The sequence below is a fragment of the Labilibaculum sp. DW002 genome, from assembly GCF_029029525.1.
In the GTDB taxonomy this organism is placed as follows: Bacteria; Bacteroidota; Bacteroidia; order Bacteroidales; family Marinifilaceae; genus Paralabilibaculum; species Paralabilibaculum antarcticum.
In genome coordinates this window covers 59,459-80,740 of record NZ_JAKJSC010000006.1, presented here as the reverse complement: position 1 = coordinate 80,740, position 21,282 = coordinate 59,459, and the positions used below count along the sequence as shown (strand labels likewise).

Genomic DNA, 21,282 nt, shown 5'->3' with positions numbered 1-21,282 from the left:
ATAAATATGGCTAGTATTAAACCTGCTGAAGTTTCGGAAATTCTAAAACAACAATTAGAAGGTCTTAAAACCGAAGCACAACTTGAAGAAGTTGGAACCGTACTACAAGTGGGTGATGGAATTGCCCGTATTTACGGTTTGTCACACGTTGGATCAAACGAGCTTATCGAATTTCAGAACGGAGTTCTAGGTATCGTTCTCAACCTTGAAGAGGATAATGTTGGAGCTGTATTGCTTGGCGAATCTCAGGGTATTAAAGAAGGAGATACAGTAAAACGAACAAAACGTATTGCTTCCATTAATGTGGGAGAAGGTATGTTAGGGCGTGTGATCAATACCATTGGTGAACCAGTTGATGGTAAGGGTGAGATACAAGGTAAAACTTATGAGATGCCTTTGGAACGTAAAGCACCTGGTGTTTTGTATCGTCAGCCAGTTACTGAGCCTCTTCAAACAGGTTTAAAATCGGTTGATGCCATGATTCCTATTGGCCGTGGACAGCGTGAGTTGATTATTGGTGACCGTCAGACAGGTAAAACTGCCATTGCGATTGATACCATTATCAACCAGAAGGAATTTTACGACAAAGGAGAGCCGGTTTATTGTATCTATGTTGCAATTGGGCAGAAAGGTTCTACGGTAGCAAATATTGCTAAAACATTAGAAGATCATGGCGCAATGGCTTACACAACTATTGTGATGGCAACTGCATCTGATCCTGCTGCACTCCAATTTTATGCACCATTTGCAGGGGCTTCTATTGGTGAATTTTTCCGTGATACAGGTCGTCCTGCTTTGATTATTTATGATGATTTATCGAAACAAGCGGTTTCGTATCGTGAGGTTTCTCTACTACTTCGTCGTCCACCAGGGCGTGAGGCATATCCAGGTGATGTATTTTACCTTCACTCAAGATTATTAGAGCGTGCGGCAAAAATTATCGATTCTGACGATATTGCTCGTCAGATGAATGATTTACCAAAAAGTTTAGTTGAGGCTAAGGATGAGAATGGAGAATCAATTATTAAAGGTGGCGGTTCTTTAACTGCACTTCCAATTATTGAAACTCAGGCAGGTGATGTATCCGCTTATATACCAACCAATGTAATTTCGATTACAGATGGACAGATTTTCCTTGAGTCAGATTTATTTAATGCAGGTATTCGTCCGGCTATTAACGTAGGTATTTCGGTATCGCGTGTGGGGGGTAATGCTCAGATTAAATCGATGAAGAAGGTGGCAGGTACTTTGAAACTTGATCAGGCACAATATCGTGAACTTGAGGCTTTTGCCAAGTTCGGCTCTGATATGGATGCGGCAACATTATCTGTACTAAACAAAGGTGCTAAAAATGTTGAGATTCTTAAGCAAGGTCAATATTCTCCAGTAACTGTTGATAAGCAAGTAGCTATTCTTTACTGTGGTTCCCAAGGACTTTTAAGAGATGTTCCTGTAGAAAAAGTAAAAGAATTTGAAGTTGATTTTATTGATTTGATGGACTTGAAGCACAAAGATGTTTTAAGCGAGTTGGGAGCAGGAAAATATACTCAAGAAGCACAGGATGTTATGAAATCTGTTGCTGCTGAAATTTCTGCAAAATATAAATAAAGTATAAAAGCTTAAAGTTGATTGTTCTTGGTTTTTAGTTTAATAGCTAAAAACCAAAGGCTTTCTACCAAGAGCCCAAAATATTGTAAATGGCCAATTTAAAGGAAATACGTACCCGAATATCATCTGTAGAGAAAACCAAACAGGTTACTGCTGCAATGAAAATGGTATCGGCTGCCAAACTGAAGAAAGCTCAGGATGCAATTGTTCAAATTCGTCCCTATGCTGATAAATTGCAAGAAATTCTTGGAAGTTTATCAGGTAGTTTAAGCGATTCTGAAGAAAATATTTATGGCGGAGAGCGTAAGACTGATAAAGTTTTATTAGTTGCTATAACATCGAATAAAGGTTTGTGTGGTGCTTTTAATTCTAATGTATTTAAGCGCGTTAACGAACTTGCGAGAGGTGTCTACAAGGAGCAGAATGAGAAAGGTTCTCTGCATGTTTTAGCCATTGGAAAACAAGGATATGAAATTCTTCGCAAGAGCTTAAATGTGATTGGTGAGCATAATGAAGTTTACAATGAGTTGAATTTTAAAAATGTTTCTGCGATAGCATCTTCTGTAATGCAAGATTTTGTAGCTGGAACATATGATAAAGTTGAACTGGTTTATAACCGATTTAAAAATGCTGGTGTTCAGATCTTAACCAATGAGCAATTTTTACCAGTTGTTCAGTCAGCTGAAGATAATGACACACAAAGTGAATATATTTTTGAACCAAATCAGGAAGAGATTTTGGAAAATTTAATTCCTAAATCTCTGAAAACACAATTCTTTGGAGCTATATTGGACTCTATAGCATCAGAACACGGCGCTCGAATGACATCGATGCATAAAGCGACCGATAATGCTAGTGACTTGATTCAAGACCTTAAATTGCATTATAATCAAGCTCGTCAGGCTGCTATTACAAATGAAATACTTGAGATTGTGTCCGGAGCAAATGCACTAGCGAACTAAGCTAGTTTAAAAGACCATATTAAAACAATTTATAATTGCTGCAAAGCTCACCTTCGGGTGAGCTTTTTTTGTGTCGTAAATTCTGGGAAAAGAATAATATTGGAAATTAAATTTTATTGTATAAATTTGACATGTTCAAACATATGTACAAAATGGAATTAAAGATAGATCATAACAGTCCGCTTCCTTTGCATGCTCAGGTAGAGAGCTTGCTAAGAGAAATGATGGAACTCCCTGAATATAAAAATGGTGGATTTTTGCCAAAGGAAGTTGATTTGGCGAAACGTTTGGGGATTTCTAGAAATACTTTACGCCAAGCAACTAATAAGTTGGAATACGAAGGATTATTGATCCGCAAGAAAGGAATTGGAACGAAGGTTGCAGAGAAGGGAATTACTACAAATTTAGATAGTTGGGGAAGTTTTACGCAAGAAATGTCTGATCAAGGAGTTGATTTTGTGAATTTTTTGATTGAAGCTAAATGGGTAAAAGTATCAGCTAAAATTGCTAGCTTTTTTAATATTCCGGAAGGTGAGAAAATTCTTTGTTTGTCTCGACTAAGAGGCTTTAAAGATGGACCTTTTGTATTCTTCGAAAGCTATTTTCATCCAAGAATTGGAATGACAGGGAATGAAGATTTTACCAAACCGCTTTACAGCATTTTGGAGAATCAATACAATGTGGTTCCATCTATTTCAAAAGAAGAAATTAAGGCAAAATTAGCATCTAAAATTACAGCAGATCGTCTACAAATTAAAAAAGGAGATCCAATTTTGGTTCGTGAGCGTTATGTTTCCGATCCAGGCAACAGACCGTTGGAATACAATATTGGTTTTTACATCGCTGAAAAATTTACCTATTCAATAACCATTACAAGATAGTTTAGCATGAATAATAAGATTTCGATTGGAGTAGATGTTGGAGGAAGTCACATTAGTTGTGCAGCCTATGATCTGAATAGCAGAAAATTACTTGAAGAAAGCTTTTCTCACTCTGCTTTAAATAACCAAGCTAGCAAGGAGGAAATTGTTTCTGCTTTTGCCCGCCTTTTACAAACGTGTATTGGTAAGCTTGACGGAGAACAGATAGAGGGAATTGGTATTGCGATGCCTGGACCTTTCGATTACGTGAATGGTATTGGTTTATTCTCTGGATTAAATGGGAAGTTTCAGAACTTGAATAATGTGAATGTAGAGTCAGAATTGCAGCAATTGTTGAAACTGGATGAAGTACCAATTCGTTTTATAAATGATGCTACAGCTTTTGCCATAGGAGAATATTTCTCTGGTAAACTAAGTGGCACTAAAAAAAATTTGGCAATCACCTTAGGAACCGGTTTAGGCTCTGCTTTCTTGTCGGATGGAATTCCGGTCATAGTTGAGGATACAGTACCTGAAAATGGATGTATTTGGCATCTACCTTTCGAAAAAGGCATCGCTGATGATTATTTCTCTACAAGAGGACTTCTAAATCGATATTTTGAGCGTACGGGAACAAAATTGACAGGTGTAAAGGAAATTGCGGATTTGGCAATAGAAGATTTACAAGCAAAGGAATTGTTTGTAGATTTTGGTGAGAAGTTAGCACTACTTCTTTCTCCATGGATAAAGAAATTTAAGGTTGAAACAGTGGTTTTTGGAGGTAATATTTCGAAAGCATCCAATTTGTTCGATGGAGCCATGAATGAACAGTTTAAGAAGGAAGGCTTAGACGTAAGAGTTGAATATTCAGATTTGCAAGAATCTGCTGCTTTTGTTGGAGGAGCACAACTGTTAGGTGAGGAATTTTGGCAATCTGTTAAAACTCAATTACAACACATGTAATCGATAACGATATGATAATGAATACTGTAATAGGTTTTGTAAAAGTGTGTTTTTCTATATGTTCAAACATTAGAACAATGAATTGTTTTGTTGGTTTAATGTTGTTATTAGTAGTTAGTTCATGTTCTACCAAAGAGGATTTGGTAAAATATGTTGATCCTAACATTGGAACAGCACATAGCCGGTGGTTTTTTTACACACCAGCTGCTCTTCCATTCGGAATGGCAAAGCCAGCACCAACAACCAATGGTCATTATGGAAACAATTGGGGTTGGGAAGCAGTTGGTTACGATGATCGACATGAATCTATTGAAGGATTTGCAAATGTTCATGAATTTCAATTGGGTGGTATTGTGCTAATGCCTACAAATGGGAAATTGATTACGACTCCCGGAAAATTAGAGAATCCTGATTTGGGCTACCGATCAAGATTCAAGAAAGAATCGGAAATTGCACAGCCGGGTTATTATAAAGTCGATTTAGCCGATTACGATATAACTGCAGAATTAACAGCTACCAAACGAGTAGCAATTCACCAGTACACATATCCAGCCAATAAAAAAGCACATTTGTTGTTTGATATTGGAAATCAGCAAGGTGAAAGTGGTAAAGTTGTTGATGCAGAAGTAAAACGAATTGATGAGTATACTGTGGAAGGATGGGTAGAAACAGCACCAGAATATGTAAAAAAGTATCAGAAGGGCTCAACTGTAAACATGTATTTTGTTGCCAAATTGAACAAAGAAATGACTGAATTTGGCGTGTTTCGAGGTGATTCAATTATTGCGAATCAATCTGAAATATCTGGAAAAGGAGCAGGTTTCTATTTTTCATTTACAACACAGGAAGCGGAAACAATCGAAGTTCAATTGGCTCTATCTTACACATCCGTTGAGAATGCCCGTGAAAACTTAATGGCTGAAGGGAAAGCTTTTGCAGAAGCTAAAGAAGATGCAAATCATATCTGGAATACCGAATTAAACAAGATTCTTATTAAAGGAGAATCTGAAACTGATAAAGTTAAGTTCTACACAGGTTTGTATCATGCATTATTAGGAAGAGGATTGGCTAATGATGTAAACGGAACTTACCCAAAAAATGACGGCACCATTGGGCAACTTCCGTTAAACGAAGATGGAACGCCACAATTTAATTTCTACAATACCGATGCGGTTTGGGGAGCTTTTTGGAATCTAACACAACTTTGGACCTTGGCTTGGCCTGAATATTACAATGACTTTGTGCAGACACATTTGCAAGTGTACAAAGATACAGGTTGGTTTAGCGATGGCTTAGCAAATAGCCGATATGTTTCTGGTGTTGGAACCAATTATGTCGGACTCATAATCGCCTCTGCATACAATTGTGGTATCAGAAATTACGATACCGATTTAGCATTTAAAGCAGCATTAGCGAATGAATTAGGCTGGGAAAACCGACCGCTTGGCGCCGGGAAAATGGATGTGAAAAGCTTTTTGGAGAACGGATTTATTCCACATCAGGAAGAGTGGGGAGAGATTCCGGAGGCGAGTGCATTTTCTGCGTCTCATGTGCTGGAATATTCCTTTTCGGCACATGCTGTTGCCCAATTTGCAAAGCAAATGAATAAGACAAAGGAGTACAATCAGTTGATGAAACTCTCTGGAAATTGGGAAAATATATTTGATTCTTCTATCGGTTTTATTCGTCCGAAAGATGAAAATGGAATGTTTATTTCTGACTTCGATCCCTTAGAGCCATGGAGAGGTTTTCAGGAAGGAAATTCATGGCAATACACTTTTTATGTGCCTCATGAACCCCAAAAATTAGTAGAAAAGATTGGTAATGAACGATTCAATGAACGATTGGATTCGATATTTATAGCGTCTCGAAAGAATGGTTTTGGTGGAGGTAAAGAAATTAATGCTTTTGCAGGTGTTAAAACCATTTACAATCATGGAAATCAACCTAGTTTGCATATTCCTTGGCTGTATAATTTCTCTGGAGAGCCAGAAAAAACACAATTCTGGACAAGAACAATCTGCAACGAATTTTATGGTTCCGATCCAATTCACGGATATGGTTACGGACAAGATGAGGATCAGGGGCAATTGGGGGCTTGGTATGTAATGGCTTCTATTGGTTTGTTTGATGTGGCTGGCTTATCTGGCGAAAATCCAAGCATGCAAATTGGCAGTCCGGCTTTTGATGAAATAACGATTCAGCTAAACCCTGATTATTACTCTGGAAAAAGCATTCATATAAAAGTGGAAAACAATTCGCCAGAAAGGTTCTTGGTTGAATCAGTAAAATTGAATGGAAAAGTACTGGAGAATAATTCTGTTTCATTCAAAGATTTAATCAAAGGAGCAAGACTGGAATTCAAAAAGAAAAATGATTAGAAAATATACTAAATCACTGAATATGAAAAAGATTTGTGGCTTGCTTTTGAGCTTGCTTGTTTTGGTAAGTTGTGGGAACAATTCAAAAATAAGCGAAGAATTGAAGAAGTCGATATTGGAGAATGAAGACTTCGCTTTCGTGAAAAAGAAAGCATTGGAAGTGGTAAAAACCGGTTTTAATGCAGGTGATGGATATGGCGAAGTATGGATTCGCGATTACAATACTTTTATCGAACTATCAGCAGAAGTATATCCCAAAGAAGAACTCAAGGAAAACCTGCGGGTATTTTTTAGGTTGCAAGGGGATGATGGAAACATTATTGATGGATTTATTCCGAAAGAAAAGGCCGTAGATGTTGAAGGTGGATACACATACATCTACAATGATTTGGAACCAACTTATTGCGGTCATAAAAACACGGTTGAGACAGATCACGAAGCATCTTTGGTTCAGGCAGTTTACAAGTACGTTCAAAAAACTGGAGATAAGAATTTCTTGAAAGAGAAAATAGGCGATAAAACCGTTGCCGATCGCATGGAATGGGCTATGGAATTTCTATTGAATCACCGATGGAGTAAAGAACATGGAATGATTTGGGGAGCAACGACTTCCGATTGGGGCGACGTTCAACATTGCCACCCTTGGGGAGTTTACATTACTGAGGATACCAAGTATTGTGTTGACATTTACGACAATGCAATGTTTTTAATTGCTATAGACAACTTATTGGAATTGGATCCTTCGAAAGAAGGAAAATGGAGATTGGTTAGAAATGATCTTGCAAAAAATACCATGAAATATCTTTGGGATAATGAAAATAAAAAGTTTATTCCTCATGTTTATTTGGATGGTTCTCCTTTTCCTGAAAGTTTTAATGAAAATGAGATTTTCTATCATGGTGGAACAGCCGTAGCGATAGAAGCAGGTTTATTAAATAAAGATCAGATTAAAGTTTCCTTGAACAAAATGATTGCCAATGTAAAAGCTTCTGGAGCTGGTTCTATTGGCTTAACCATGTATCCTCCTTATCCAGAAGGATCTTTTGAGAACAAAGGAATGTATCCTTACGGTTATCAGAATGGAGGCGACTGGACTTGGTTTGGAGCAAGAATGATTCAGCAATTGGTAAAATATGGATTTGTAAAAGAAGCGTTTGAGCAATTACAGCCAATGACAAACAGAGTAGTTGTGAACGATGGTTTTTACGAGTGGTATACACAGAAAAATGAGCCAACAGGATCGGGAACGTTCCGTGGTTCGGCAGGCGTATTGTACAAGGCGATTGAGATGTTAGAAGAAGAAGTTGAAAAATAATAGGATGATAGAAAATAAGAGAAAATCAGATCAATACTTACTTCCGCTTCAGAGAAGTGAGACAGAAAAAGGAAAATACGATTTGTATCCGTCTCTGCAGATGGAAAATGGAAAGATTGAAGTTGGTTTTGAGCACTTGGCTCAAGAATTGCAAAATGAGAAAAATATAATCATTGATGGATATGTAGGTGTTTTCTACGATCAGATGAAGGAAGATCTAAATGCTCAATTCAAGTCTTTAGGTAAAAAGGTGAATTGGGCAAATGTTGAATCAGCAATGAAAGCAGAAGCTGAAATTGATCAACTAATTGAGCCATTTTTAGGTGGTGACAATCCAATTTTTGGAACTAAAGCTAGCATTTCCTTATCGGATTTCTTTAATCAGCAAAAGTTAGAAAGTTTAGATCAAAATGCTGAAGCAGATATCAATATTATTTATGGTCCGGGAGCTTCCTTGGCCAATTGGGAAGGCAAGTTAATTTACATTGATTTGCCAAAGAATGAACTGCAATTTAGAGCTCGTGCGCAAAGCATTACCAATTTAGGAGCTAGTACGCCATTCGAGAACAAACCGATGTACAAACGCTTTTATTTTGTCGATTGGATCGTTTTGAATGAACACAAACAGGCACTTCTTCCTAAAATTGATTTTGTTGTAGATGAACAGCGCTTGGATGTAATTACCTGGATGAAGGGAGATTCCTTGCGTGAAGGCCTGCGAAAAATGGCAAACAATATTTTCCGCGTTCGTCCTTGGTTCGAGCCAGGAGCATGGGGAGGCCAATGGGTAATGGATAAAATTGATGGACTAAATAAAGAAGTTGTCAATTATGCTTGGTCTTTTGAGTTGATAGTGCCAGAAAACGGATTGTTGTTTGAGAGTAGCGGAAATTTATTGGAAGTCTCTTTCGATTGCATCATGTTTCAAGAAACAGAAGCGGTAATGGGTAAGCATTCGGAGCAATACGGATACGAATTTCCGATCCGATTTGACTTTCTAGATACTTTTGATGGAGGAAACCTCTCCATTCAATGTCATCCACAGCCAGAATACATCAAAGAACATTTTGGGGAGAGTTTTACTCAGGAAGAAACCTATTATATTCTAGATTCTGGTAAAGATGCCAAGTGTTATTTGGGATTTCAGGAGGATATCGATCCGAAAAAATTTGAAGCCGATTTACAATTCAGTTATCAGAATAAAAAAGAGATTGATATTACCAAGCATGTACAAATTCATGATTCGAATAAGCACGATCTGTTCTTGATTCCTCCGGGAACCATTCATGGATCGGGAACCGATAATTTGGTACTTGAAATTAGCACAACACCTTATATTTTCACCTTTAAAATGTACGATTGGTTACGTGTCGATTTCGATGGAAAACCTCGTCCAATTAATGTTGAAAGAGGAATGGAGAATTTGAATTTCGATCGCAAAGGTCAATATGTGAAAAACAAATTAATATCTCATCCTTATTTGTTGGAGGAAGGTAAAGATTGGAAACAATATCATTTGCTAACTCACGATAAACACACTTACGATGTGCATCGATATCACTTTAATACAGAAGTCGCTATCAACACAGAAAATAGATGCAATGTACTTTCACTGGTTGAGGGGAAAAGTATAATTGTAGAAACGGAAAATGGGATGAGACAGCAATTTAATTATGCAGAAACATTCGTAATTCCTGCTGCAGCCGGATCTTATAAAATCATCAATGAATCCGAAGAAGAAATAATGGTCGTTAAAGCATTCATGAAATAATCCATATAAAATGAAAAACTTATCTTTTTTAATACTGATAGTAAGCATGCTATTTTCTGCATGTACACCAAAAAATAAGACAATTTGGCAAATAGGTGAGAACAATAATTCTGCATCAGAATTTGCTTTGTCTAACAATGAATACAAAGATTACATCGCTCATGATTTTGGCTGGGAAGACAAGTATTTCCTAGTTGGAACATCAAATGAAAATACCGATTGGCCATACATTATTCCAGGTATTAGTGATACTTGGGGTGGAACATGGGGAACTTCAGGTTGGAGATCAAGTACTTTAAATATTTTGTTTGGAGTTGAAAAACTTTCAAAATCGGGAGAATGGAAATTGACAGTTGATGTTTTGGATTGCAATTCAAAAGATTTACCGCTTTTTAAGGTTTCAGTAAATGGAAAATCATGGAAATATAGACTTCCTGTGATTAATGAAGATTCAAAAATTGATGTTTCTCCTAAAGATTCATCGGAGTATCTGATTGAAATACCAATTCCTAAGCAACTAATTAAAAAAGGAGGAAATGAGATTTCTTTAAGCACAATTGAAGGATCATGGTTGAAATTCGATCAAATTAAACTAGAAGGTCCTGGGAACGTTAAGCTTGTTGAAGATAAGTTAATTCACTTGCGTGGTGTTTCGCCTGCTGATTACGAGATAGATGTAGATGGAAGTTCTTATCAAGCTATGTTGGTTGATGTTGAGCATTTATCGGGTAAGCCAGAGATAAAGGTTTTACTAGATGGTGATGAGATATTTAGCGAAACTGTTGAGAAAGGACGATATCAATTTGAAGCGCCTATGCCAGCTGTGGAATCTGAGGTAAATAGTAAGTATAAAATTTTAGTTGATGATGTTGAAGTAGAGTCTGGCAAGGTTCATAGAATGGCTTGCGATTCGATTACTTCGGCTGAATATGTAGATACGAAGATGGGAACTGGTCATTCACGTTGGATGATTGCTCCAGGGCCATGGATGCCATTTAGCATGGTAAAGTTGAGTCCGGATAACCAGAACGCGGCTTGGCAAGGAGGATACGAGCCAAATTTCGAATCAATTGGATGTTTTAGTCATATTCACGAATGGACGGTTGCAGGATTGGGAATTATGCCAACAAATGGTCCTTTGAAAATAAAGGTGGGTGATGAGAAAGAGCCTGATAGTGGTTATCGTTCACGAATTGATAAGGCGAGTGAAAAAGCACCATTGGGATATTACACCGTTGAATTAACCGACTACAACATCAAGGCTGAGTTGACTTCGACAACACGATGTGGATTTCAGCGATATACTTTCCCAGATTCTTTGGAGAACAGAATTTTGATTGATTTGCAAATTCCTTGCGAATACACCTATCAAAACAAAGAGGTGGAAATCACTCAGGTAAGTGATACACGAATTGAAGGATTTTCTCATCAGTTAACTGAAAATACCTGGGCTGGAGGAATCGATCAGGAATATAAAATTTTCTTTGTAATTGAGTTTGATCAGCCAATTGCAAAAGCCGGTGCTTGGATAGATGATGCTTTAATTGAATCAACAAAAATCTCACGTAAAAATCCTAAGGATGCTGGATTTTATGTTGAGTTCAATAAACACGAAGGAAATCAGGTTCAGGTTCGAACAGGTATTTCTTACGTAAGTATTGCCAATGCTGCTGAGAATTTGCAAAAAGAAATTTCTGATCCTTTCAAGTGGAGTTTTGATGCAGTAAGAGCTTATCATGTTTCAGAGTGGAATAAATTAATGGGTCGAGTGAAGATTTCGACCAATGATAGAGGCGAAAAAAAGCGTTTTTACAATGCAATGTATCGTTCTATTTGTAGTCGAAATATTTTCTCTGATGTAAATGGTGAATGGAGAGATGCAGATGAAAAGGTTAGACAGTTGGAAGATCCTTCTTCACCGGCTTTAGGTTGTGATGCTTTTTGGAATACATTCTGGAACCTAAATCAATTTTGGAATTTAGTAACACCAGAATGGAGTAATCGTTGGGTGAAATCGCAACTGGCCATGTATGACGCCAATGGTTGGTTGGCTAAAGGTCCTGCAGGAATGGAATACGTTCCTGTGATGGTAGCAGAACATGAAATTCCATTAATTGTAGGTGCTTACCAAATGGGAATTAGAGATTACGATGTAAATAAAGCTTACGAAGCGGTTAAAAAAATGCAAACAACACCAGCGAGAAAAGTTGGAGGTGGATTTGCAGGTAACCGCGATTTAGTTACTTACCTGAAACATGGTTATGTACCTTACGATGAGGGACGTTTTTCAAATTCTTTGGAATATTCATATGATGATTGGACGGTTTCGCAGTTTGCAAAAGCATTGGGCAAAAAAGCCGATTATAAAACATTCTTAAAACGAGGATATTATTGGAAAAATATCATCGATAAGGAGATGGGATTTGCTCGTATGAAGGATGCAAAAGGAAACTGGAAAGCAGATTTTGATCCGTACAAATCGGGAGCTAATCATCATTATGTGGAAGGAAATGCTTGGCAATTGACCTATTTTGTTCCACAAGATGTTCCTGCTTTAGCCGAAGCAATTGGTAAAGATCGATTTATTGAGCGTTTGGATTGGGGATTCACAGAAAGCGATAAAACACGTTACAACGGGCTGAATGATCAGTATTGGAACTATCCGGTAATGCAAGGAAATCAACAATCGATGCATTTTGCATTTTTGTTTAACTGGGTTGGAAAACCTTGGTTAACACAAAAATGGAGCAGAGCCATTATGGATCGATACTACGGCATAGGCGTTTCGAATGCTTATTTAGGCGATGAGGATCAAGGACAAATGAGTGGCTGGTTGGTGATGGCATCTTTAGGTTTATTCCAAACAGATGGTGGGTGTAGCACAGAACCAGTGTATGAAATTGCCAGTCCATTATTTGAGAAGGTTGAAATCGACTTAGGAAACAGATATGGAAGAGGAGAGAAGTTTGTAATTGAAGCAAAAAATGCATCTCGTTTGAACAAATACGTTCAATCAGCCAAGTTAAATGGAAAGTCTTTACAGGACTTTAAATTTCCTGCAAGCGAATTGCTAAAAGGCGGTAAGTTAGAGCTGGAAATGGGAGCTGAGCCTAATAAGGATTGGGGAATCGTTAAATAAAAGTATTCAATAAATTAATAGATAAGAAAGCTCACCTTCGGGTGGGCTATTTCCATTTCAGAATGCAAGAATTAATTAAAAAAATAACGGGTTAATCGGATTTTAATCCAAAACTAAGCATGATTAATTAATATTGCAGAACAGACAAGAACAGACTGACATTAAAAGTTCAAATTTTAATAAAATACCATGAAAAAAATTTACCTGTTGCTGTTAGCAACTCTAGTATTTTTTGGATGTACGAAGAAAGATAATCTACCAGGATATAAAAATTCAAGCCTAAAAATTGAAAAGCGGGTTGATGATTTATTGTCAAGAATGACAGTTGAAGAAAAATTTTGGCAGTTGTTTATGCTTGCTGGAGATTTGAGTGAAGGAAAAGAAAAATACAAGAATGGTATTTTTGGATTTCAAGTTCATACAAAAACTTCTTCGGGAACTGGAAGAACCCAGATCTTAGATTATTCTGGTGGCGGAACTGTAATAGAAACGGCAAAACGTGCGAATGATATTCAGAAATATTTCATGGAAGAAACTCGCTTGGGAATTCCGATTATTCTTTTTGATGAGGCACTTCATGGATTGGTACGAAAAGATGCAACCGCATTTCCACAAGCTATTGGATTAGCTGCTACATGGAATACTAATTTAATGGATAGTATTTCTTTAGCTATTGCCAAAGAAGTTAAGGCAAGAGGTATTCGTCAAATTCTTTCACCAGTTATTAATATTTCTAGAGATGCAAGATGGGGACGTGTGGAAGAGACTTACGGAGAAGACCCTTTTTTAACAACCAAGATGGCTGTTTCTTACATTTCTACTTTCGAAGAAATGGGCATTATTACTACCCCAAAACACTTTGTAGCGAATGTTGGAGATGGAGGAAGAGATTCTTATCCAATTCATTTTAACGAACGTTTATTAGAGGAAATTTATTTCCCCGCCTTCAAAGCAAGTTTTCAGGAAGCTAATGCATGGTCGGTTATGACAGCTTACAATTCTATTGACGGCGAACCGGCAGCTGCCAACAATTGGTTATTGAATAAAAAGCTAAAGCAAGACTGGGGTTTTGATGGTTTTGTTATTTCCGATGCGTGCTCATTACCTCTTTTTAATCCACTTCATGCAACAGCTAAAGATAATGCTGAAGCCGGAGCACAATCGATAGAAAATGGATTGGATGTTATTTTTGAAGTAGCATACGAAGCTTATCCTTCCTTTTATGAAGCTTTCGAAAAAGGGATGGTTGATGAAAAAGCTGTAGATGAGGCTGTAAGACGTGTGTTACATGCAAAATTTAAATTAGGTTTGTTTGAAAACCCTTATGTAGAAATACCAAATCAGAAAGATCGATTTAAAAAGCACAGAAACCTAGCTAAAGAAGCGGCTTTAGAATCTATTGTTTTACTAAAAAATAATGAGCAAACACTTCCTTTAAATAAAAATATAAAATCGATAGCTGTTATTGGTCCGGATGCTAACGAGGCTAGACTTGGTGGTTATTCAGGTCCAGGAAATAATCCTGTAAGTGTTTTACAAGGAATTAAAAACAAACTAGGGGAAAATGTTAAAGTATCTTATGCCAAAGGATCAGAACGTACTACTCAGGAATTTTTAACAATACCTGCTGAACAGTTTTTTCATATTAATAATGGTAAAAAAGAAGCTGGTTTAAAAGCCGAATATTTCAATAATATTAGCTTGGAGGGTACACCAGAATTATCAAGAGTAGATAAAAATATACACTTTGGTTGGACATTATATTCGCCAGATAAAAATATAATTAATTACGACTACTATTCGGCTCGATGGACTGGAAAGTTACAAGCACCTCAAACTGGAAAGTTTGATATTGGAATTGATGGTGATGATGGCTACCGAGTATATATTAACAACGAATTGGTAATTGACAATTGGAGAAAACAAACAGTACAGCAAATAACTACACCTTATTACTTCGAGAAAGACAAAACTTATGATCTTAAAGTTGAGTTTTTTGAGACTACTGGAAATGTAGTGTTTAAAATGGTGTGGAATGCAGGAGTCGAAAATAACTGGCAGAATAAAATTGCAAAGGCTGCTTCTATGGCAAAATCATCAGATGTAGCTGTTGTATGTGTTGGAATTGAAGAAGGTGAATTTAGAGACAGAGCATATCTTTCTTTACTAGGTCATCAGGAAGAATTAATAAAAGCTGTGGCAAAAACAGGAACACCGGTTGTTGTTGTTCTAACAGGTGGTAGCGCAATTACCATGCAAAATTGGATTAACGATGTACCAGCTATTGTAGATATGTGGTACGGAGGTGATGAAGGTGGTAATGCTGTTGCAGACATTCTATTTGGCGATTACAATCCAGCAGGAAGATTGCCTATAACCTTTCCAGTTCATGAATCACAGTTGCCTTTATATTACAATCACAAACCGACTGGTAGAGGTGACAATTATGTAAACTTAACAGGAAAACCATTGTTCCCATTTGGTTATGGATTGAGTTATACAAATTTTAAATACAGTGATATAAAGATTGATAAAAACACAATCAATAATACTGAGAGCACAACATTACGTTTAACTGTTATGAATACAGGAAAATACGATGGAGATGAGGTAGTACAATTTTACATTAAAGATGTTATGTCATCAGTTTCACAACCAGTACTAGCGCTAAAAGGCTTTCAAAGACTTCACCTTAAAAAGGGAGAAAGCAAAGAGGTATCATTTGAAGTTACTCCTAAACTTTTGCAATTGCTTAATAAAGAAATGAAATGGGTGGTAGAGCCTGGAGATTTCAGATTAATGGTAGGTGCTTCGTCAAATGATATTAGGTTGAAAACGATTTTAACTGTTGAATAAATACGTTCAGTCAGCTAAATGGAAAGACTTTACAGGACTTTAAATTTCCAGCTAGCGAATTACTAAAAGGTGGGAAGTTAGAGTTGGAAATGGGAACTGAGCCGAATGAGGAGTGGGGAATAGTTCAAAAGTAATTGATAAGATTAGTAATGATTAAAGCTCACTTCGGGTGGGCTTTTATCGTTTAGTAATATGCTTATCTTTATACCCAATTAAAGATATAAATTATTCTGATGGAAGAAATTAAAGAAAAAGCCATCCATTCGTTTTACAATGGGATGAATTGTGCCCAGTCTTTACTGACTGCTTATTCTGATTATTTGGAATTTGATCCAAAAATGGCATTATCCGTATCTGCGGGTTTTGGTGGAGGAATGGGAAAAATGCAAGAGACGTGTGGCGCAGTTACAGGATCTTTTATGGTATTGGGTATTTACAATTCTAAGAAATATGCGGATAATGTTGATGCTAGAAATGCCACGAATGAAATGATTGAAAGGTTTAGCCTTTACTTCAAATCTTTGCATGGTTCACTCGACTGCAAGACAATTTTGAATTGTGATTTTAAAACACGAGAAGGAGAGAGGGAATTTCAGGATAAGGATATGAAAAAGAACATCTGTTCCAAGTGTATTTCCGATTCGGTTAAATTAATTGAATTGATAACAAAAGAGTAATACAAATTGTCAGATATAAAAAAAATCCCCGCCATGTGGCGAGGATTTTTTTATATCTAAAAGCTAACAACTAATAGCCAAAAGCTTAATTTATTCCTTAATCTCGTTGATTGCTTCACTTACATTGATACAGTAATCACCGATTTTTTCACACTCAGAGAACATATCGTTGTAAATAATACCAGCTTGATACTTGTATTTGTTTTCCTCAACATTTGCTAAATGCTCCGTTTTAAGAGCCGTTCTGTAATCGTTGATTTCACGCTCAATTTCCCAAGCTTTCTTAATGCGAACTTCCGAAAATTCCATTTTAGTATTCTCGTGCATCATGTCAAGAGCTTCATCTACATGCTCAAACATCTTGTTGATATTGTCTCTTAATTCTTGAGGGAACCAAGCTTTTTGCTCACGCTTTCTCTTCATTGCTTTCGCAAGATTTAAGGTCGAATCACCAACACTTTCAATGTCACTTACCATTTTAAAATAAGCACGCACACGTTCCGAGTTTTCAGTACTCAAACGAGTTTCAGAAACAGAGGTAAGGAAATTAGCAATTTCCACTTCCATATCATCACTTTCATCTTCTCGTGTTGAAATTTTATCGAATAACTTATTAAAAGTTTTATCGTTGGTTTCGTTAAATGCTTGCTTGGTATAGCTAAACATTTTTTTCGTACTCTTTACATAGGTGCTAATTTCTTGTTTTGCCAAGAATAAAGAAGCCTCAGGAGTAGAAAGTGTACCCGTTTTAATGTGCTGAAGTTTAAATTCTTCTTCCGCATCTTCTTTTACTGGAACTAATTTGGTTACTACTTTCACAATAAGATTAGCAAACCAAATCATAATCACAACATTAAGAATGTTGAATCCTGTATGGAATAAGGATAAAGTTACGGGTACAGCTGCAGCATCGGTAAATGCATTGCCTTGTCCAAAGAAATTTTGACTAACCCAAGCTACACTTTCAAGGAAATAAGGTAGAACCATCAACATCCAAAGAACACCTACGGTATTAAATATCAAGTGAGCACGAGCAGCTCTTTTGGCAGATGTATTAGCTACCATTGCAGCAAGGTTAGCTGTAATTGTTGTACCAATATTTTCACCAAGTACCATGGCTGCTGCCATCTCAAAACTGATCCATCCACTGTTACACATAACCAAAGTAAGTGCCATTGTAGCCGATGAGGATTGAATTAAAACGGTAAGCACGGTACCAATACCTGCAAATAATAAGTACGACCCAAAACCTAAATCAGTATAAGCAGTCAGAAAATTTAATATTGCCGGGTTATTTTTGATGTCCGGCATCGATTCCTTCAGAAACTGAAGACCTATGAATAATAAGGCAAAACCGATTACCAACTCTCCCCAGTTCTTTCTCGAACGATTTCCAGAGAATAATAAAGGTAAACTCAAACCTATTAATGGTAAAGAGATGGCGCTCATACTAACTTTAAATCCTAATAAGGAAATTAGCCAAGCTGTAATAGTGGTACCAATATTCGCACCCATAATTACACCAACCGACTCTACTAAGGATAGTAAGCCTGCATTTACAAAACTAACTACCATTACTGTAGTTGCCGATGATGACTGAATTAATGCTGTAATTAACACACCAGTCATAACACCCTTCACACGATTTGATGTCATTGCCGACAGAATCGATCTCATTTTCTCTCCGGCTACCTTTTGTAAAGCCTCACTCATTAATTTCATCCCATAAAGAAATAACCCTAAGGATCCGATGAGTGTCAGGAAATCACCTAAACCGTAATTCATAATTAGTCTAAATTTATTTGTTTTTCAATTGATTAGTTTCAATAAGGTCGCAAAAATAGAAGATATTTATAGAATCTCTAATTTTTGGCAATGTTAATTCAGTATTAAGACAAGGTAAAAATAAGCTTAAAAAATTATTACAAACAGATTACAAAGGTAATTGTGTAAGTTTTTATTATTCTGTGAGATAGCTTTGAAATAGAAAGATTGTCATCAGCTTAAAATACTTTTTGCAAGCCAATATTTGATTAAAAATCGTGTGGGCGAACGTAAACCATTATGACCAAATGGCTAATTCATTTGATGAAGCAAATTAATTTCTTAAATATCAGATGATTTCATGGAAATTACGTAATTTTAGTTCATTAGGCCTTCAATTATAGGCTTTGAGGATTCTGTAAACAGGTACTTCTTTTGAAAAAATGATTTTAAGTCGTATTTTCGCCAGAATCTTAAAATAGATCGAGATTTTTTAGCAGGGAATAGTATGTGGAATAGAATTGCGGGAGTTATTCTCAGGAATAGAATATTATTATTAGTACTAGTTGGATTGATGACCATTTTTATGGGCTATAAGGCTCAGTTTGTAGAAATGTCATACCATAATGCCGCTTTACTTCCATCTGACGACATTGCATCTATTGATTATGAAGAATTCCATAACACTTTCGGGCAGGAAGGTAATGTTATGTTCTTTGGTGTACAGGACAGTAATTTTTATGAGCTTGATAAATTTAACGATTGGATTGCACTAGGGAATGATCTAAAAAAACTAGATGGTATTGATGCTGTAGTTTCTATTGCACACACATACAATATCACCAAAAATAAGGCTGATAAAAAGTTCGAATTTGAAACTATTTTTCCGAAGAAATTAAAGTCACAACAAGAGCTAGATAGTTTAGCTAAAGTTGCTGAATCCTTACCATTTTATCACGGAAGTTTAATTAATCAAGACAGTCATACCTTTTTAATGGGGGTAACTGTTAACGCCAGAATTATTAATTCGAAGGCGCGTGAACCAATGGTTGCTAAAGTTCGAGAAATTACCGACCATTTTACTGCAAAGCATAAACTTAAAATGCACTATTCTGGCTTGCCTTACATTCGGGTTGTAGTTGCACAAATGATTAAGAAAGAGATGAATATGTTTATTCTTTTATCTCTTTTAGTTACAGCCATCATTCTTTTCATGTTCTTCCGCTCGTTTAAAGTGGTATTCTTCTGCATGTTGGTTGTTGGTTTAAGTGTTATATGGGCAGTAGGTTCCATGGTTCTTTTTGAATACAAAATTACTTTGTTGACGGCAATGCTTCCACCTCTTTTGGTCGTGATTGGTATTCCCAACTCGGTATTTCTTATCAACAAATACCATGGCGAGTACATTCTTCATCGGAATAAGATTAAAGCTCTACAGCGTGTCGTTTCAAAAATTGGGAATGCAACATTTCTAACAAACTTAACTACAGCCTCAGGTTTTGCAACCTTTATTATCACATCAAGTCAAATTCTAAAAGAATTTGGAGTTGTTGCAGCTTTAAATATTATGGTGGTTTTCTTTTTATCTCTGATATTGATTCCTATCATTTTCAGTTTTATTAATCCTCCTGACAATAAAGCAACTCAGCATCTCGAAAATAAGCTTACGGTTTGGTTTGTAGGACGATTAGAAAAAATTGTTCTGAATCACAGAGCTATTGTATATGCAGTTGCCATTACCTTATTGGTTTTAGGTGGATTTGGAATCAGTAAAATAAAGAGTACCGGATATATGGTTGACGACTTACCACACCATAATGTCATCTATCAAGATTTAAAATTCTTTGAGAGAAATCTGGATGGAATTATGCCTCTTGAGGTTGTCGTTGAAACCAAGAAAAAAGGAGGAGCTCTTAAATTATCTACTTTAAGACGTATTGAGAAGCTAAACGATTCTCTAATGCAATACCCAGATATTTCAGCTTCTTTATCATTGGTTGAGGGTGCAAAGTTTGCTCATCAGGCCTATTATAATGGAAAAGAGAAGTATTATAAAATGCCTAGTAGCAATACACGCAATGTAATTTTATCTTATTTAGCTAAAGCTGATACAGGAGAAGATTCTAAAGTGTTCGAGACTTTTGTTGATTCTACACAGTCCATTACTCGAATGAGTTTCCGAATGAAAGATATTGGAACGACCCGAATGGAAGAAATGGAAAAGAAAATCCTTGCTCACGTAGATCATATTTTTCCAAAAGATAAGTATACGGTTCATGTAACAGGTTCTAGTATCATCTTTTTTAAAGGAAATAAGTATCTGATAAAGAATTTATTTTTGAGTCTTGCTTTGGCAATTTTCTTAATTGCTTCCTTCATGGCTTGGATGTTCTCATCAAAAAGAATGGTTGTTGTAGCTCTTATACCCAACTTAGTACCTTTGATAATAACTGCTGCTTTAATGGGTTACTTCGGTATTCCTATAAAAGCATCAACCATATTGGTTTTTAGTATTGCCTTTGGTATTTCAGTAGATGATACAATTCATTATCTAGCCAAATACCGTCAGGAATTAAAACTGACGAACTGGAGTATTCGCTCTTCTGTTATTTTAGCTCTTCGCGAAACCGGGCAAAGCATGATGTATACATCTATCATTCTATTCTTCGGGTTTGGAATATTTGCTTTATCTGATTTTGGTGGTACTGTATCCTTAGGTGTTTTGGTTTCAGTCACACTTTTATCTGCAATGTTATCGAACTTGGTTTTACTACCATCCTTGCTATTAACTTTAGAAAAGTTGATTACGAATCGTTCATTCAAGGAACCATTGCTGCAAATCTTCGATGAGGAAGAAGATATTGAGTTGGATGATCTTAGAATTGCTCCGATAACAAACAAAGAAGAAAAAGAAAGCTTAATGAATTGATTTTTTTATAATTTAGTGAGCTGTTTTTAACACGCACTAAATTATAGATTATCGATC

The 21,282-nt window shown here is 36.4% G+C and carries 12 protein-coding genes; 11 read left to right on the top strand and 1 reads right to left on the bottom strand.

What is annotated here, in order from left to right; all coding sequences use genetic code 11:
• Window positions 1–6 precede the first annotated feature (6 nt).
• The 10 genes from atpA (at window position 7) to L3049_RS17725 (ending at window position 16,532) form a co-directional block, all read left to right on the top strand.
• A complete protein-coding gene (gene atpA / locus L3049_RS17770) occupies window positions 7–1,608 on the top strand; it encodes a F0F1 ATP synthase subunit alpha (protein WP_275111171.1) in 1,602 nt (533 codons plus the stop codon).
• A gap of 89 nt (window positions 1,609–1,697) precedes the next feature.
• On the top strand, window positions 1,698–2,570 hold the full coding sequence (atpG, locus tag L3049_RS17765) for an ATP synthase F1 subunit gamma (protein ID WP_275111170.1): 873 nt from the start codon (window positions 1,698–1,700) through the stop codon (window positions 2,568–2,570).
• 152 nt (window positions 2,571–2,722) lie between these two features.
• Window positions 2,723–3,451 carry a GntR family transcriptional regulator gene (locus L3049_RS17760; RefSeq protein WP_275111169.1) on the top strand — a complete coding sequence of 243 codons (729 nt, stop codon included), beginning with the start codon at window positions 2,723–2,725 and terminating at the stop codon, window positions 3,449–3,451.
• Window positions 3,452–3,457: 6 nt separating this feature from the next.
• Entirely contained in the window at window positions 3,458–4,393 is a 936-nt protein-coding gene (locus L3049_RS17755) for an ROK family protein (protein ID WP_275111168.1), read from the top strand.
• 77 nt (window positions 4,394–4,470) lie between these two features.
• Window positions 4,471–6,774 carry a GH92 family glycosyl hydrolase gene (locus L3049_RS17750; RefSeq protein WP_275111167.1) on the top strand — a complete coding sequence of 768 codons (2,304 nt, stop codon included), beginning with the start codon at window positions 4,471–4,473 and terminating at the stop codon, window positions 6,772–6,774.
• A gap of 22 nt (window positions 6,775–6,796) precedes the next feature.
• Window positions 6,797–8,089, top strand: a complete 1,293-nt coding sequence (locus L3049_RS17745; protein WP_275111166.1) for a glucosidase family protein — start codon at window positions 6,797–6,799, stop codon at window positions 8,087–8,089.
• 4 nt (window positions 8,090–8,093) lie between these two features.
• Window positions 8,094–9,860, top strand: coding sequence for a class I mannose-6-phosphate isomerase (locus tag L3049_RS17740; protein ID WP_275111165.1), 1,767 nt, complete (start codon window positions 8,094–8,096; stop codon window positions 9,858–9,860).
• Between the two features lie 10 nt (window positions 9,861–9,870).
• The gene (locus L3049_RS17735) at window positions 9,871–12,999 is read left to right on the top strand and encodes a GH92 family glycosyl hydrolase (RefSeq protein ID WP_275111164.1); all 3,129 of its coding nucleotides are present in this window, start codon (window positions 9,871–9,873) and stop codon (window positions 12,997–12,999) included.
• Window positions 13,000–13,188: 189 nt separating this feature from the next.
• Window positions 13,189–15,855, top strand: coding sequence for a glycoside hydrolase family 3 C-terminal domain-containing protein (locus L3049_RS17730; RefSeq protein WP_275111163.1), 2,667 nt, complete (start codon window positions 13,189–13,191; stop codon window positions 15,853–15,855).
• 233 nt (window positions 15,856–16,088) lie between these two features.
• Window positions 16,089–16,532 carry a C-GCAxxG-C-C family protein gene (locus tag L3049_RS17725; protein ID WP_275111162.1) on the top strand — a complete coding sequence of 148 codons (444 nt, stop codon included), beginning with the start codon at window positions 16,089–16,091 and terminating at the stop codon, window positions 16,530–16,532.
• Window positions 16,533–16,622: 90 nt separating this feature from the next.
• Here L3049_RS17725 and L3049_RS17720 read toward each other — a convergent pair whose 3' ends face one another.
• On the bottom strand, window positions 16,623–18,317 hold the full coding sequence (locus tag L3049_RS17720; RefSeq protein WP_275111161.1) for a Na/Pi cotransporter family protein: 1,695 nt from the start codon (window positions 18,315–18,317) through the stop codon (window positions 16,623–16,625).
• Between the two features lie 487 nt (window positions 18,318–18,804).
• Here L3049_RS17720 and L3049_RS17715 point away from each other — a divergent pair, with 487 nt between their 5' ends.
• Window positions 18,805–21,225 (top strand): efflux RND transporter permease subunit, encoded by a 2,421-nt coding sequence (locus L3049_RS17715; RefSeq protein WP_275111160.1) that lies wholly within the window; start codon window positions 18,805–18,807, stop codon window positions 21,223–21,225.
• The last annotated feature ends 57 nt before the right edge of the window (window positions 21,226–21,282 follow it).

What these genes read in the sequence shown, in the direction of transcription:
- atpA (WP_275111171.1), top strand. Translation starts at nt 7, where the DNA reads ATGGCTAGTATTAAACCTGCTGAAGTTTCGGAAATTCTAAAACAACAA.
- atpG (WP_275111170.1), top strand. Translation starts at nt 1,698, where the DNA reads ATGGCCAATTTAAAGGAAATACGTACCCGAATATCATCTGTAGAGAAA.
- L3049_RS17760 (WP_275111169.1), top strand. Translation starts at nt 2,723, where the DNA reads ATGGAATTAAAGATAGATCATAACAGTCCGCTTCCTTTGCATGCTCAG.
- L3049_RS17755 (WP_275111168.1), top strand. Translation starts at nt 3,458, where the DNA reads ATGAATAATAAGATTTCGATTGGAGTAGATGTTGGAGGAAGTCACATT.
- L3049_RS17750 (WP_275111167.1), top strand. Translation starts at nt 4,471, where the DNA reads ATGAATTGTTTTGTTGGTTTAATGTTGTTATTAGTAGTTAGTTCATGT.
- L3049_RS17745 (WP_275111166.1), top strand. Translation starts at nt 6,797, where the DNA reads ATGAAAAAGATTTGTGGCTTGCTTTTGAGCTTGCTTGTTTTGGTAAGT.
- L3049_RS17740 (WP_275111165.1), top strand. Translation starts at nt 8,094, where the DNA reads ATGATAGAAAATAAGAGAAAATCAGATCAATACTTACTTCCGCTTCAG.
- L3049_RS17735 (WP_275111164.1), top strand. Translation starts at nt 9,871, where the DNA reads ATGAAAAACTTATCTTTTTTAATACTGATAGTAAGCATGCTATTTTCT.
- L3049_RS17730 (WP_275111163.1), top strand. Translation starts at nt 13,189, where the DNA reads ATGAAAAAAATTTACCTGTTGCTGTTAGCAACTCTAGTATTTTTTGGA.
- L3049_RS17725 (WP_275111162.1), top strand. Translation starts at nt 16,089, where the DNA reads ATGGAAGAAATTAAAGAAAAAGCCATCCATTCGTTTTACAATGGGATG.
- L3049_RS17720 (WP_275111161.1), bottom strand. Translation starts at nt 18,317, where the DNA reads ATGAATTACGGTTTAGGTGATTTCCTGACACTCATCGGATCCTTAGGG.
- L3049_RS17715 (WP_275111160.1), top strand. Translation starts at nt 18,805, where the DNA reads ATGTGGAATAGAATTGCGGGAGTTATTCTCAGGAATAGAATATTATTA.